Annotated in this window: 10 protein-coding genes; 6 read left to right on the forward strand and 4 right to left on the reverse strand. The window is 58.2% G+C overall.

All coding sequences use genetic code 11. From position 1 onward, the window contains the following. Positions 1–596: 596 nt before the first annotated feature. Positions 597–1,325: a hypothetical protein gene (locus QCE69_RS38000; protein ID WP_309935967.1), complete on the reverse strand. Its 729-nt coding sequence runs from the start codon at positions 1,323–1,325 to the stop codon at positions 597–599. Further along, positions 1,322–2,428: a hypothetical protein gene (locus tag QCE69_RS38005; RefSeq protein WP_309935968.1), complete on the reverse strand. Its 1,107-nt coding sequence runs from the start codon at positions 2,426–2,428 to the stop codon at positions 1,322–1,324. The genes QCE69_RS38000 and QCE69_RS38005 overlap by 4 nt, the downstream gene beginning before the upstream one ends. Positions 2,429–2,650: 222 nt before the next feature. Here QCE69_RS38005 and QCE69_RS38010 point away from each other — a divergent pair, with 222 nt between their 5' ends. After that, positions 2,651–4,468 carry a site-specific integrase gene (locus QCE69_RS38010; RefSeq protein WP_309935969.1) on the forward strand — a complete coding sequence of 606 codons (1,818 nt, stop codon included), beginning with the start codon at positions 2,651–2,653 and terminating at the stop codon, positions 4,466–4,468. 257 nt (positions 4,469–4,725) lie between these two features. On the opposite strand, the gene QCE69_RS38015 is transcribed toward QCE69_RS38010, so the two are convergent. Then, positions 4,726–7,257, reverse strand: coding sequence for a patatin-like phospholipase family protein (locus QCE69_RS38015; protein ID WP_309935970.1), 2,532 nt, complete (start codon positions 7,255–7,257; stop codon positions 4,726–4,728). 344 nt (positions 7,258–7,601) lie between these two features. On the opposite strand from QCE69_RS38015, the gene QCE69_RS38020 reads away from it, so the two are divergent. Next, a complete protein-coding gene (locus tag QCE69_RS38020) occupies positions 7,602–7,892 on the forward strand; it encodes a type II toxin-antitoxin system RelE/ParE family toxin (protein ID WP_309936006.1) in 291 nt (96 codons plus the stop codon). A 184-nt stretch (positions 7,893–8,076) separates the two neighbouring features. Here the strand turns inward: QCE69_RS38020 and QCE69_RS38025 are convergent, their stop codons facing one another. Continuing rightward, a complete protein-coding gene (locus QCE69_RS38025; protein WP_309935971.1) occupies positions 8,077–10,428 on the reverse strand; it encodes a filamentous hemagglutinin N-terminal domain-containing protein in 2,352 nt (783 codons plus the stop codon). Between the two features lie 404 nt (positions 10,429–10,832). Here QCE69_RS38025 and QCE69_RS38030 point away from each other — a divergent pair, with 404 nt between their 5' ends. The 4 genes from QCE69_RS38030 (at position 10,833) to tnpC (ending at position 15,440) form a co-directional block, all read left to right on the forward strand. Next, positions 10,833–11,234, forward strand: coding sequence for a hypothetical protein (locus QCE69_RS38030; protein WP_309935972.1), 402 nt, complete (start codon positions 10,833–10,835; stop codon positions 11,232–11,234). Between the two features lie 1,717 nt (positions 11,235–12,951). Then, positions 12,952–13,419, forward strand: coding sequence for an IS66-like element accessory protein TnpA (gene tnpA / locus QCE69_RS38035; RefSeq protein WP_244815365.1), 468 nt, complete (start codon positions 12,952–12,954; stop codon positions 13,417–13,419). Next, on the forward strand, positions 13,419–13,772 hold the full coding sequence (gene tnpB, locus QCE69_RS38040) for an IS66 family insertion sequence element accessory protein TnpB (protein WP_008348826.1): 354 nt from the start codon (positions 13,419–13,421) through the stop codon (positions 13,770–13,772). The genes tnpA and tnpB overlap by 1 nt, the downstream gene beginning before the upstream one ends. A gap of 90 nt (positions 13,773–13,862) precedes the next feature. Next, the gene (tnpC, locus tag QCE69_RS38045; protein ID WP_309935973.1) at positions 13,863–15,440 is read left to right on the forward strand and encodes an IS66 family transposase; all 1,578 of its coding nucleotides are present in this window, start codon (positions 13,863–13,865) and stop codon (positions 15,438–15,440) included. The last annotated feature ends 74 nt before the right edge of the window (positions 15,441–15,514 follow it).

Consider the following 15,514-nt stretch of genomic DNA (forward strand, 5'->3'; position numbering starts at 1 on the left):
TAACGTCCTGCCAGACCGCGTCAGCATCATGCTCCGCGTGTCTCTAGGTGGGGGATTTTGAGGTGCCCAAAGGTGGGGGAATTTGCCCGCCCATCGGGGCAAAGCGTTAACCGTCGGTTCGCCTTCAGGCTGAACGTTTCCAGACGATGAGCGCCGCGGGGACGGTCCAGCGCGATCGGCTGATATTCCAGAATCTTGTCCATAAGATCAGTGACTTACGGAGAAAATTCGAAGTCTAGGACGCGAATTGGCGAATTTAATGCGGACTTATGCGAATTGACGACTTTATTTCGTTCGGATTGGTATTAAACTCGTCAATTCCCAGCCGTAGATCCCGCTGCCGCCTCGATTCCGGATTGACAGTTTTATTGCGTTCTACGACAGAGAAGAAGTGAGAAGCCTGGGATGACAAAGGCATTGGGAAGGCCCGGTCAACATTCACCCTAAGCGTCAAGCCGCTGGGCCAAAAGTCTCATGCTGACGCGCCCAAAGCGGCCAGTTGGGGTAGGTCGAATTACCTGAATTGTGCGGCAAGTCTCCCCAAGCGTGCAGTTGACGGGCGGCTGTCATCAGCGCGCGCCAGGGGAGTGAATCGCTCAGCGGTCCTTGTTTCGAAGGGGCTTCACGGTTGTGCCAGCGCCGAGACTGGTCCGAGTAGGCCGCTTCTGATGACGGAGCGAACTTTTGCGCATCCCTTTCGTTGGGACGGCCGCGCTGCTGACTTTCGCGACCTTGGTGGTCACGCCTAGTAGCTGCTTGTCATCGGTAATAGCGGCAATCACCCGCTTAACGTCTGCCTCTGCCGTTCCGGTTTGGTCCGAGATAACTGACGCCAATACGTTAGACGGTATTTCAAGCAAAAGCGATTGGAGCTGCCTTTTCTTCTGTAATGCAACATTGAATGGTCGCTGGATACCGGGCCGCTTCCGGATTGGGCGAGTAACTGCCCTTACCAGCTCTTTAACCCTGTGCTCCCCATAACTAACGATATGCGGTGAGTAAGGAGGGTTAGCGACGCGAGTTTCGGTCTGCAGGAACTCCTTGTTCGCCTCTGACGCACGTGCGTGCCTGATGTTGCTTAATGCGTCGGCCATCGATCTGCGGTGCACTTCTAGCCGCTCGGTCGGAATTCTGTAGTTTTCCAGCAGCGTCCGGTGCGGCTCCAACTTTTTCGTTAAACCGACCAGCCGTGCTAGCGTTCCGTCGATGACCTCGGGGGACGCCTTCCCTAGGGCCAAAGGCGTCAGATTGCCCCCCCCGGGAATCAACGACGAAGCTAATTCTATGATCTTATCGATCTTCGCCTTTTCTGCGTCCTTGCTCACGTTGCTTCCCCCCTTGGACGGCTTGACATATCCTGCACCTTAGTCCACGTATCGTCTGCCAGCCCTAGCATCAATGATGCCTCTTTTTCGTTAATACGCGAAAGGGCAAATGTAGGTATTTCGCGGCGCAGACGACGAACCGATTCCGGATGTATCTCACCGCCTATTGTATCAAGCAGGGAGCGCGCTTCTTCAGCGCGTTTTGCGCTTGCGAATGCTTGAACGTGATGATTGTTCAACTCGTCTGCGATTGCGCCCCAATTGCCGTCCGGGTCGATTATTACAAGCCATGACATCATCCGCTTAAGGGATTTGACCGCGAAGGTGAACGTGTCCGTGTGGCGACCAGCGCCAGCGGCCTCATGCGCTTGTTTGATGTATGACTTCGCGTCGTCGACCAAGAAACACAGGTACCTTCCGAGGTCGGCTGGTTGGACGAGTCCACGAAGCGGCGCCGATGTATCACAGTGGGCCACTGCCTCCTGGTACTGGAAGCTAATCTTCCCTTGTTCGTCTAATGCGTCGGACATCGGTACAACCAGGTTGGTAACCGCCAAAACTCCGAAGCCAGATAAGGACGCAACAAAGTCTAGCTTCAGCGACTGTAGATCGTCGTAATTTTGGATTCCGTTCGACTCCAAGAACACCTCGATGCCTCCGTTCAAGCCGAAGGGACGCTGCTTCTTTACCCCCTCGTCCCTGCCCTTAATCTTGTAAGTGACAAGTAGGCAACTTTCCGTCGTGTTCCGGCTGGTATGTTCTAGCGCGGTGAACAGCGCGTTGCCGTCTCCTAGGAAATATTCGCAGCAATCAATGTCACTGATTGAGCTAACAACTCCTAGGAAGGTTGAGCTTCCGCTTAAACAAAAGCAACTCCCGTCGCTCATCCGAACCAAAGGGAGCACGTCCTCAATCGCCGCAAGCGTCTTGTTGCTTGGCCACACCGGGGCAAGGTAGTACGGCACGCTAAAACCAACACTGCCGCGACGCATATAAACGTAACCAGGTGCATCGGTACGTGCCTCGAAACGGTCATCCGTGGAAGTCAAGGCCGCGAACTCAGCCGAGAGGGCCAGAATATCGCGTAACGCATCGTCCAGCACGTGCTCGCCGTGCATACACGCAAGGAAGACGCTTGTTGCATCGTTTTGGTTAGACGGTGACATTGAGGCGCGGCGCTTTTAGGAAGTTCACATTCTACTACGACCCCTGCCTAATCCTGATAACTCGTATTATCAGGATTACGTTTAATGGGTAAAATCGGTGGGTAGGGCGTCTACGCCCCGTCCCGACGGGCCTCCGAACCACGACAAGAAGCCGCCGCCATGGCCAACAAGCCACAAACCGTCACGAAAAGCCGCGCCGCGTACACGCGCAATCACTTCGCCGCGTTGCGGGCGTTCGTCCAGCGCGTGCCTGCCGCGACGATCACGCGGCTGTATTTCTCCGAGGACGACGATGGCAACGAGGCGACGCCCGGCTGGGTCGAGTCGTTCCTGCGGCATATGCAGGCGGAGTTGGTCGAACTGGCGCTCGAGCACGGCTCGTCGGTACTGGCCGATCACCTGAAGTCCTCGGCCAAAGCGCACGGCAGCGCGAAGCTGACGGCCGTGACGCTCAAGATGGTCGAACAGGCGGCGCTGTTGGCCGTTGCCAAGCCCGAACCGACGCACGGCGTGGGCATGTGGTTCCGGCCGCTGGTCGCGCGACGGCTGAAAGACGCAGGTATCGGCACATTGGCCGAACTGGTGGACTTCTGTAACCGCCGAGGCGGCAGTTGGTGGCGGGCGGTGCCGCGCATCGGACCGGGCCGCGCGCAGCGGGTCGTCTCTTGGCTGCGGCGGCATGAGGCCGAACTCGGGCTGCACGTCGCAGCGGACGTCGTGCTGGACGATCCTCTCCGCGCGTCCGAGGCGGAACTCGTAACGATCGATACGGATTCGCGCGCCCTTGTGCCCCTTGAACGGCTGAGCCTGGCGCACGAACTCGCCGGCGCCGACGGCATAAACCGCCATAGCAGCTTTCCGTACATCCGAGCGAGCCACGATCTGGACGCCGTGCGGGCGTACCTCCATCACTACCGCGATCAACCGAAGACGCTCCGCGCTTACACCAAGGAACTCGAGCGTTTCCTGCTCTGGTCGGTCACCGTGAGACGCAAACCCCTAAGCTCGCTGCTGGCCGACGACTGCGAGGCCTACAAAGACTTCTTGCGCGCGCCCGCGCCCGACTTCGTGGGTCCCCGCGCGTCGCGCGTCAGCGGCCGCTGGAAGCCATTCGCGACCGCGGAACTGAGTCCAGAAAGCCAGAGGTATGCGGTGCGGGCCTTGCGCGCGGCTTTTACGTGGCTCGTCAACGTGCGCTACCTCGCCGGCAATCCGTGGACGGCCGTCTCCGATCCGATCGTTGTACAACGTGAAGACCTGATCAAGGTGGAACGCGCCCTGACGCCCGCGCTGTGGCAGCGCATCCGCGCCCACATCGACGCGCAGTGCGGCCGGGTAGACGGCGCCTATTGGCGCTCGATCCGGGTTGCGCTGCTCCTGAGCGGCGACTCGGGCCTGCGTCGAGAAGAGCTGGTCAACGCGAGGCGCGAAGCGATGTCCCCGACGCATCACGGCGACGACGAAGAAGCGATCTGGCAACTGTCCGTCGTGGGCAAGCGCAACAAACAACGGACAGTTCCGGTCAGCCCCGCGACCATTGCGGCGTTGACGGCGCATTGGCGCGATCGCGGGCTGGAATTTGAAACGGCGAAAGACGGCCCGCTGTTATCGACGCTCTTTATTCCTCGGACAATGCGAGGCCAAAAGAAGTACGCCGACGGAACCGCCCTCGCCTACCACGTCGATGGCATCAACAAGATGATCGAGTGGGGGATGAAGCGGCTGATTGCCGAGATGAGCACGGACTTGTCGGTGGAGGAAATAAAGCTACTGGCGGGCACATCGCCACACGCCTTTCGCCATACGTTCGGCACACACGCCGCGGCTGAGGACGTGCCGCTCGACGTGGTTCAGAGGATCCTCGGACACGCGTCGCTGCAGACGACGTCGATCTACGTTCAAGCCGAGAAGCAGCGGATGCTGCGTGAGGCCGCGACCTTTTACCGTCGTCCGAAAGGAAGCAACTCCACGGAATGATGCTCAATAGACGAAGGTTCGCTCTTTCCAGTTCGCCTGCTCGCCCCCTTCATTGGAAATGCTTTATTTTGATCCCGTCGCACGATAGATTCGTCTGATAGAACGAGAAACGTGCAAAAACTAATTAAGCGCTTTTGTCTTATGTCGCCTCTCTCACTAAAAACCGCTGCCTTCGCTTCTGCAGCGTGAGATCTGCGGCTCGACGTGATCGCCAACGGGTGTCCAACTTCAACCACATTGTCGTGACAGTGCCCCGCTCAATGCGCCGTGGCAGCGTCCAAAGGCTTCACAGGTACAGTCGACGGGACGGCTGGGAGTGTCACTAGGTTGAGATTGCGACGGGCGGCGAATGCTCTCAGGCAATTCAACTCATTCGCGTTTTGTCGGCTCAGGACCCACCCTAGCGGAGGCGACTCCGGCTTCTTTGCCGCATCGCAACCCTTGTCCGTCGCGAACACTTCGTTGATGGATGCATGCCATTCGTCCAGTTGCCGCAGATATTTGGTTAGTGCAGCTCCTTCCAGAGCGCCAGTACGTTGGTAAGCAGACGTTTGTCGGCGCATCTGGGCTTCCTGTGCAAACAAGGTAGAGCGAATCGTTGCTACCTCTTGACGGTTGATCGTCGGCAGAGATGCCATTCGATCGCCAAAGTCCGGCAAATTAAGGGCATCGTATATGGAGGTTTTTACCGAGAATTCAGACCATTGCTCATTGCCTACCAAGGGCGCGGAACCGACGCTCTTTACCGGGCTCTTTGCCGGGGCAAGGATTTGCTCGGCCAATGCCTCACTCTTAGCAGCGCCTTGTTGCGAGCGGACGGCTAACAAAGTTTGGATGGGGGTCGTCAACCATCCAAACGGCAAAGCGGAAAGCGAGCCCTCCAGCTCGTCGTAATCGTACCGACAAAGTGGATTTTGTCCGCTGACGTCGAGGAACCTTTTTACCCGCTGGCTTGCTTTGGTGGGATCACCTGGCGATTCTCGCAAGCAAAGGCGCCCCGGATCATTCGATATATGCACCAGACGTATCGGGATATCCGCGTCGGCTTTAGCTCCCGGGGAATTTGTTTTGATCCAAAACTTTCTGTCTCGCAATATCCGGAGTGCAGGCGCCAACGCGCTATTGTCAACATATCCGCCGTCCACCAATACGGCTGTCCGAATATAGACTCCCAGACCAGAGCGTCTCAGTTCCTCAGCTTCTGGGAGGCTCGTGGCATCAATTGTTGCTTGGTCAAAGCCCTTCTGGAAGATCTCCCGTGACGACGGACCGTCGGACGGATGCCACGACCTCCAAAGTTTGCCGGCGTTTGTCCCGACCTCCGCCGCGGGGGAGAGGAACGGGAATCGTGCGCTTAGGTGTACTGCTTCGGCCACGGACGCATGCTCGATCGTAGTTCCTTCAAAGCTCCGATCGTCGCCTGCTGTAAGCTGTACGGGCGTACCGGTCAGCGCGTCGGTAGAACCGAACACAACATCGGGTGGGCTATCCCCAAAGGACCTAAGGCATAGACGAAAATATTCTCGGTCGAAAAAATCAGTGCCGCCAACTTCCCGCCAACGCGACGCGAGTGCCTTTTCAAAGGCTTGGTCTCTTCGCGCAGTGAACCACAGTCTTCCGAAGATAAGACGCGGGACGTCGAGATATAGGAACCCCCCAATAAGGGGCGACAGGAAGTCCGAACTAAGGAAACTGGTGATCAACTTCATGCGTTCGCTAGGCACTGAACCGGCCTTCTCTCTTGCAGCGAGCCACGTTGCGACGCCGAGACTTCCGCCAGACACGCCCGACAGCAGGAAGACGCGTCGACTGAACGCGTCGGCTGTCTCTAAATCAAGCTGGGCGAGCGTCGTAGCAGTCCAGTATGCGGCCCTAATGCCTCCCCCTTCAGCACTTACCATATACGCGGGTTCGGAAGCGCTGATCCGCAGTCCCCTCCGTCCAAAACTCTCTCTGAACCCGCTTAGATCCCCAGGCCTACCCTTCCCTTCCATACATTGCGACCGTGATTCCTTGCTTTCCGCATGCGCTCCCGTTCCCGGCGCATCGAAGACAGGCGACATTTTCAAATTGAAAGCAACTGCGAGGCCGACGACAGCGATTCCCGACCACGGCAAACCTATGATCAGCGGCAGGGCGATCAAGATACATGCGAGTACCGTCGCAAGACAGCTGGTTCCGACGAGGATTGTCAAAGAAGGGCCGAGCCCGCTAAGTTCCGCCGGCCACCTCGCCGCGATCAATGCACCTAGCCATAGCGGAATCATCGCGACAATGGCAATAACAGCAGCAAACCAAAATCTGTGTCGTCTAGCGGCCCTAAGAGTTCTTTGGGCGACAGACTGAGAATCGTTCTCCGATACAACTAACCAAGTAAGGCAGGAGGCGGTGAGCGCCAACAGAGCCAACGACGCGACGACAAACGGGATTCCCGTTGATATCGCTAACAGAACGCTGGGCAGTGTAGCGACCACTGTCACCCAAACGCCATCGATGATCAACCCCGCAATCCCGAAACGTTTCCTGTCGTCTATACGCAAATCTCGGCGGGCCCGGGCGACGACCAGGTTGGTTGCAGCCGAAAAGGCGGCGATTAAGCTGACAAAACAAATGACGAGGTCTACTTCTAGCCAAGATCCAGCATACGCAGGGCTTGTGGAGATCGCGACTCCCTGAGGCGAAGTAACGAAAATTGCCAGGATGCTATCGCCCAAAAACCAAGGCCATAGGTACTTGACTGGCTCAATCAGCCTGCCGATGAAAGTCAAGACGCGGCGGATGCTTTTCACCACTTCTCCTAACTGAACCGTTCTCCAACGCTTTCCCCGTCAACCGATCCTTATTGTTAAATGCATGCGCGTCAATTACTAAGGTGGTCTAAGTCTAGGACTTCAGCATAAGATAGTTCATGGAGGCCGAACGAGAAATAACGGGAATGGCAGGAGCGCCAAGAGTACGAGCGCCGCCGCGCGTACTACGGCTACCGAGCTTGATCGGCTTATAGGTGCGACGATTGTGGTGAGAACAGTGTGTTCTCCATCGTCCTACCCCCTCGGACGCGGAATTAGCCCGCCCCTTGTGAGCGGGCTTTTTCTCCTCGGATCGTTGCGTGGTCGTGCACGATCCAGCGGCGTTGGGCCTTCTTGACGCCGAGGCGGAGCTTGAGGCCATCGGCGGCTACATCGCCCGCGACGATCCACGACGTGCTTTGAGCTTCGTTCGAGAGCTGCGTGACAAGTGCATGAGCCTCGCAGACATGCCCCTCGCCTACCCGCTCGTGCCGCGTTACGAAGATCGAGGCGTGCGACATCGCGTTCACGGCAGCTACCAGATTTTCTACCGTGTCACCGGGCACCCCGAGCGCATTGACGTACTTCACGTCCTGCACAGCGCCCGAGACATCGCCGCTATCCTTTTCCCCTAGACACATACGAGAAAAACACAGACCGATCGGTGCTGGGAAAGCCATCGATCTGCCGCTAGCGGAGGTACTGATAAGAGAACTGGCCGTCAACGGTATCCCGGCAAGGGCCAGTTCGATGAATCTGATCGCGAGCCTCTTCGATCAATCGATCGGTGACCGAATAGACCAGAGCGATGCGGTTCCGTCACTGGGAAGCCGTCTGCCACCTCAGAATCGGATGCGTGCCTCCTGGAGGTATGACCCACACGCCGTTCTTGCTGAAGTCCCAGGTCGGGCCGAAGCTTGAGGCGGTGCTCATTTGGGCAGGCGTCAATCCATTAGTGGCCGGCACCGGAGTGCCGGTGAAGACTCCAACGGTGTTCCCTGTGCCCTTTACGTCCCAGAACACGTTGTCAGCGATGTGGCCAGTGTTGCTGTAGGAAATTGCCGCCTGAGTTCCCATCCCGGGAGAAAGGGCGGTCACCGGTCCAGAAGCGAAGGACTCGCGGATGGTACCGGAGTTGTCAGTCGCAAGCCCCCCTACGTAGACGGAGTCCGCACTACCGGTTGAGTAGGATTGGGTAATTGTGCCGCGATTCGTTAAAACAAAACTGCCTGCTTGGGAACGATACGCACCACTGGCAGAGCCGGTCGAGTAGGACTGAATGATCGATCCGGAGTTCACGCCAACGAATCCTGCTGCCGCGCTATTCGAGAACGCACCGGCGCTACTCGACGATCGCTCGATCACGCCTTCGTTGACCCCGACTAGGCCAGCCCCGAGCCCTGCGGTAATGGCATCTACACCTCCCGAAGTCGATACGTGAGTCACCAGGCCGCGATTCAACCCCGCAAGCATGCCGACCGTGACACCATTTCCTTGTGCGCTCCCGTTCTCGATGCTCAGGTTGCGCACGACTCCGGTCAGTCCAATAACCGAGAACAAACCGTTGTACCCGTTGCCTCCTTGTTCGGGATCATCCACCCGCATGTTACTGATGGTGTGGCGCATGCCGTCGAACTGCCCTGCGAAGCCGGTTTGGCTTGATACCCCTATTCCGCCGGCGATCGTGGGCGCGCCCTGAAGATCTAGGTCACGGCCTAGGGCATAGTTGCCGGTCAGGTTTTGCGAAACCTTTTGAAGGTCGTCGAATGAATTGACCAGTTGATATGCAGTCACCTGAGTCTGGAGTCCACTGAACGGAGTCGCACTCCAGCGGTTATTGGTCCGGACCGTGCCAGGGGTCCACTTGCCGGTCATGTCATACAAAACGGACACGATGCCCGTGCTCTTCGTCCAGTCAATGGTGCCGCGATTGGTCACACTGCCGCCGTTGTCGCTACCGCTGGCGTCAGCGCGCAACGTGAGATTGCCCTTGCCAGAATTGGCGAGTGTCGCGATTGGACCGACCGTAACGGAGCGATTCGCGTTGGCCGTCAGCGACGCATCGCCCTCCCAGCGCATCGTCTGCTCGAGCACGATGTCGCCCTGCGTCGCGCTCAGCTGGACCGATGTGCCCTGATTCAATTGCTTCAGCAAAGTGGCGGTGGTGCTCGGCCCGACGTTGAAAACGGGCGCATTCAGGTTCCATTGCGCGGCGTGGACGTCCGCGTCGTCAAGATGAAGCGCGGCGCCAGTCGTATCCACAGTGCCCCCACTACCGTCCGCGTTCCTCGCGTAGATCGGTGTGTGCACGTGCGTCGTGCCTTTTGGAGCCACGAGCCATACGTGACCGTCGCGTGTGGCGGTGCCGGTCGCGCGCAACGCCGCGTTTTTACCGGCAAGCGCGTACACGTTTCCATCGGCCGCCTGAAGAGCGATCTGTGCCGCCGCGATGTTGCCCTTGTTCACTGCATCGCCGTGGCTCGTCGTTTCAACATAGGTCTGGGCCGCTGCGGATGAATCGCGGACCAGCACCTTATTACCCGCCGCAAGCTCTGCCGATCCACCGGGCGCGCTGATGGAACCATCGTTCTCAACGAGGGCGGGCGCGATGAGCAAAACATCGCCGCCCGTCGAGCTGATCTTTCCCAGATTAATGACGGAACCGTTGCCCTTGCCTGCGAAAGTAAGATCGCCTCCCGCCATGAATGCGTCGTTATTTACATCAAGGGCGGATGCGACGAAACGCCCACCGGTGGTCACGACGCCGTTCGAGCCGATCACTACGCCTTGCGGATTGATGAGATAGAAACTGCCGGTCGCCTTGAGACTACCGTCAATGACTGAACGATCGGTGCCTGTGACGCGGGACAACGTAGCGCCAGTGCCGTTGTTGACGTTCACCGTATGGCCGTTGCCGATCGAAAAGCTGTTCCAGTCGATGATCCCGCGCGTCGAGCTCTGGTTGATCGTCAGCGACGATCCTTTTGCCCCGATGGACCCGCTGCCCGCAACGAACTGGCCACCTTGAGGGAGCGGCGGTGCGGCATGAGAGCCTGTCGCACATAGACCCACCACGACCGGTACAAGCAGCGAAAGCGGTCGACGAGACACGTGAGTGACGGCCAAAAACGGACGCGGGAAACCGATGCAACGCTGGTGCAAGCTGCGCATTGAACCCTCCGGACATAGCTTCGTTGTTTATCACTTTTCGACGGACGAACGTCTGCTACACCGCTTGGAGAACTAGAAAGAATTGGTAAGCTGTGCGCCCTTGGGCGGATAGTAATCGCTTACTTACGAACCGTTATGTGGGTCGCCGCACAAACTTCGGGACGAACCTCGCGATTTGCTATCGACCCTCCGGCGACTAATCATCTGAAAAAACAGTTGTTTGTTTGGTCCTAAGCGTGGCTCGCAGACATACCCATCGGCTTCGCTTAAAAGACGAGATCATTTCAAGGTTGGATGCAGCGGACGTCTCTTGAACTCGACGAACATCCAATCTAGTCCCCGCGAACTAGGTATCACACTATCGGTCGGTTTTCGCTGGCGCTCTTTCCTTAATGACTCGCCGAATGCCGCCGAAGGACCGCGCCGGTACGATGCGGGCGAGCGCTGCCGGCGACTTCAATCCGTCGTTGAGCCGGCGAGTCGCAGTGATGCTATTTGCGGCTGTTGCCGCACTGCCTCCTTCAGCGGACCGACCACCCACGCTGACGGCCATAGGCTGTGACCATGCTGTTGTCGATCGGGTAAGTGTGGCTACCGAGAACTATGCGGCCGAGCGTCCAGGTGACTACCACGTGCCCTTCACCGTCTCCAGTCCAACAGCCATGGAGGTCATTACCGTTTCCCCACGCCTTGGCAATCCGTTGGCCTCCGCAGGCCTGAACCACGTCTGCACCAAGGTCCGTGCCGACGGCGGGGAACGCTACGTCCGAAAGGTCAAGATGTCCATCATTGACCAGGCGTATTGACGCGACAGTGCCGGCGTTAGCAGGAGTCTGGACGGCTGCGGCGATGGTTAGAATGGTAATAGCTGCCTTGGTGCTGCGATTCATCGCTTAGGTCCGATTATTGTCGTCTGTTCTGGTTATCGGCGGCGTGAATGCGTTCTGTAATGGGCGCAGCTTTGGCCAGCATGAGTAGCGCGCTGTGATGCATGTCCACCGGCGTGCCTAGCTCTGCTGCCCGACACAACGCCTTGCTGTCGGCTTCGGCTCCGTAGCCGGTGATTAATTATCTCCGCCCGGCGAGGACGCGGAGGCTTGCGTCGGAGGTGCCCACAGGTTTGCGGGTTCAGAGATCAGCAACGAGAGCGTTTGGGGAAGCGGCGAAAGAGCTGCGTGACAAGTGCCTGAGCCTTGCGGACATGCCCCTCGCCTACCCGCTCTTGCCTCGCCGGTTCAACGTCCGTCTCTCGCGCGCCGGTTAGTGCGTCGTTGGCAAGATCAGTCGATAGACGGTTGAAACTTCGGCGCGCTAAGGTTGATATCGATCCGATAGACGGGGAACTTGGTAGGAACAACGAGGGCGGCACTGAGTTGCGACGACGAAGTGGACAGGAATTGTGGTTCGACCATTAGCCGATTTCGGCAATGCGTCAAGCAATGCGTATCTCGAATCGATCGAACGTGAGTAGCGATGCATGGTCGATAGCCTCCCGGCACGACGTCGAAGAGCCAAATCCTAGTCGATCTACGTTCAAGCCGTGAAGCGGCAGCAATGTTGAGATCACGCCGGCATTCAGCAATGCGAGGCCGTCGCGAGGTAAGCTCATTGTGTCATTGCATCCATGCACGCCGCGGTAATCTGCGCTGCCTCAAAAACCGGATCTCGAACATAGATGCTTTCGGCTGCGACGGACCTCCAATCTCGCACCGCTCGCCTAGTGACGGACTTCAGACTGTTTGGCGAGAGCCGGATCTGCTCATCGCCGGTCGCTCGTCTCTCGTTCAAGTTCCGCCAAACCGCTCCGGCGTGTGCGCCTTCAGCGGCGCACATCTGCATTGTGTTGGCGTGTTGCTGCCAATCCTTCGTGCTCGGAGCGTCGTGAGCGCCTGATATCCAGCCTTCCTGTGCCGCGGTCCTTTCGGCGCCGACTGCCGCACAGCTGAACGAGGCGATTGCGCCGATGACCGCCGCAAAGCGCGTTATCCGGCGAAGCGCCGTCTTGGACAATGAACGCATATTTGATGATCAGGTCTTCGTCAATCCGACGATAACGGCCGAGATGCCGATTTCTTTAATAACTCGCCCCAAATCGACTGACGCCGGCTACCGACTGTCCAAAACTTTGGCAGCGCCCCCCCGAAGTCGTCAGCCGCAAATGGACCCGGAGCGTTACAGGCCCGAGACTCGCTCTCCGATAGGCGGGGACAACCGCCGCAGCTGCACAGGTATTGGCCGTCAACCCTTGAACCGTGCTATCGGGCACAGACCGAGCCGCGATTGTCGCCGTAGAACAGCTGCTGACTGCTTAAAGGACCAGAAATGAGAAAAGAAAAGACAACAGCAGACGGCACCTTAAAAGGCATGAAATCGATGCAGATCGAAAAGCGAGCCAAGCAAGAGGGTTGGGTCTACGTATTCGCCAACCCTAGGTTGCACGTAAACGCTAAAACGAGCACACCTTTCTTCGAAAGGCGTTAAGAGCGACGATTGCGTCCGCAACCCACATTGCGGACGCAGACCATGAGCGACGATGAGTTTGACTTTCTGCCACTCCGAGTCATCCGAGAATGCTCCAACGGCAAACGAAGGTACGACCCTGAAGGCAAGCGCCGACTGATTCAGGCGTGCTTGCGACCGGGGGCGTCAATTGCCGGACTCGCACTCAGGGCACAGGTAAACGCAAACCAGCTTCACAAGTGGATAAGGCTACATGAGAAGGCCAACTCTGCTCGTGCAGCACGAAACACGGTTGAGCCGTCAGCGGCGGCCTTCATCCCGGTCCTTGCTATCGAACCGGGCTCTACGCAGCCCGCCCTCGAGCTCGCGAAGTTGCCGGCGTCATCGAGTCCCAAGCAACCTGCGACTGCGTCGCGACCAACGGCGCGCCTGTCAGCGCACCTCCCGAACGGGGTAACAGTCGAACTTGAGTGCTCACGGCACGATGCGCCGCTCGTCACGGCCTTGATCGCCGCGCTGGGAGAGCGTTGATGTTCCGCCTTGATTCCGACCTCCGCGTTTATTTGCATCGCGAACCGATTGACTTTAGGGCGGGAATCAACAGCCTCACGGCGTTGGTTGAGCAGTCGATGCAGCTCGACCCCTTCGCTCGCGCCGTGTTCGCGTTCCATAATCGCAAGCGCAACCGCGTTAAGCTCTTGTTGTACGAGCGTTCGGGCTTCTGGCTGATGTTGAAACGCCTCGAGGCAGACCATTTCGTGTGGCCATCCCGGAAGCAGCCCGTGATCGAGTTGACGACCGAGCAACTGCATTGGCTTTTAGACGGCATCGACATCGACGCTGTCCGACGTCATCCGGCCCGGCAGTACCATCATACGAGCTGATGCGGCGCGCCTCGTGCAAGCGACGGTCCCAATAGCTGTTACAAATTTCCGTAAACCCATCGAGCGTTGCCATTCGCTACTGTGGGTACCATGGATGAACGCGAATTCTCCCAATTGCCTCCTGCCGCGCAGGCTTACATACGCGAGCTCGAGGCCAGCAACCGCCAGTTGGGCGAACGCGTTCGCCATCTCGAGGAACAATTCCGGCTCGCGCAACACAAGCGCTTCGCGCCAAGCAGCGAGAAGCTCCAAGATCGGGTGTTCGACGAGGCCGAGCAGATCGCCATTGAGGACCTTGATGAGGACGTAGACGAACTCGACTTACCAGACACGGGTCTGCCGGAGGCGGCCGAGCCTGTTCGCCGCAAACGAGGACGCAAGCCTCTGCCTGCAGATCTTCCGCGTCAGCGAATCGAGTACGACTTGCCCGAGGAGCAGAAGATCTGCCCCTGCTGCAGCAACGCAATGCATCGTATGGGCGAGGAAATCAGCGAACAACTGCATATCGAAGTGAAGGCTTCAGTCCTGCAGCATGTTCGTTTCAAATATGCGTGCCGTCATTGCGAGCGTGTCGCTGAACGTACGCCGATTCTTACCGCGCCGATGCCGGCCCAACCATTGCCAGGCAGTCGGGCGAGCGCGGCCATGATCGCCACGGTGATGACGGGTAAATACGTCGACGGCACGCCGCTATATCGGATGGAAGAGGCGCTCGGGCGTGCGAACATTCCGGTGGGCCGAGGCACGCTGGGGCACTGGGTCATCAAGCCAACGCAATTGCATCTCGACCGCCTGTACCGGGAGTTACGCAAGACGTTGCTGTCGCAGCCGCTGATTCATGGCGACGAGACGACCGTTCAGGTGCTGAAGGAACCGGGTAAGGCCGCACAAAGCCAGTCTTACATGTGGCTGTACCGCAGCGGGCAGGATAGCGAAGAGCCTGTAGTGTTGTTCGACTATCAACCTGGACGCGGCAAGCAATACCCTCAGGCGTTTCTCGCGGACTACAAAGGCGCGGTGATGTCCGACGGTTATAGCGCCTGGCGAACAGTCAAAGGTGTGACCCACTTCGGCTGCCTTGCTCATGCGCGACGCGGATTCGTAGATGCTCTGAAGACGCAGAAGAAATTAGGCAAACGCGCGCAGCAAGCACTCGAATTCTTCCAGCGACTTTACCGCGTCGAAGCACTCGCGCGCGAGAAACCTCCGAGCGGGGAAACGCGTGCTAGCTATACCTTACGACTGCGACAGCAGCACAGCGTTGCGCTGTTTGAGGCATTCAAAGCTTGGCTGGATGAGCAAGCACCTCAAGTGCCACCCGAAAGCGCGCTGGGCGATGCGATCAACTACACGCTTAACCAATGGGAGTATCTCAGCCGTTACGTCGGCGACGGGCAAGCCCCAGTGGACAACAACATCGCGGAACGGGACATTCGCCCGTTTGCCACCAGCAGAAAGGTTTGGCTCTTCAGCGACACGGTCGCCGGAGCAAAAGCCAGCGCCGTCATCTACAGTCTCGTGCTTACATGCCGCGCGTGCAACGTCGAGCCATACGCGTACCTGCTTCACGTACTGACCCAACTGCCTCAACGAGCACAAGACGCCGACATAAGCGACCTACTGCCATTTCGGTTCATGCAGTCTCAGGTTCCGATCGACGTCGGCTGAGCAAAGAAAATCACACGCAAACGTCACGCTTCCACGCCAACAGATTTGCGGCGCTCGGCGAAATTCATGCGCGC

It is taken from the genome of Caballeronia sp. LZ032 (assembly GCF_031451315.1).
Taxonomy (GTDB): Bacteria; Pseudomonadota; Gammaproteobacteria; order Burkholderiales; family Burkholderiaceae; genus Caballeronia.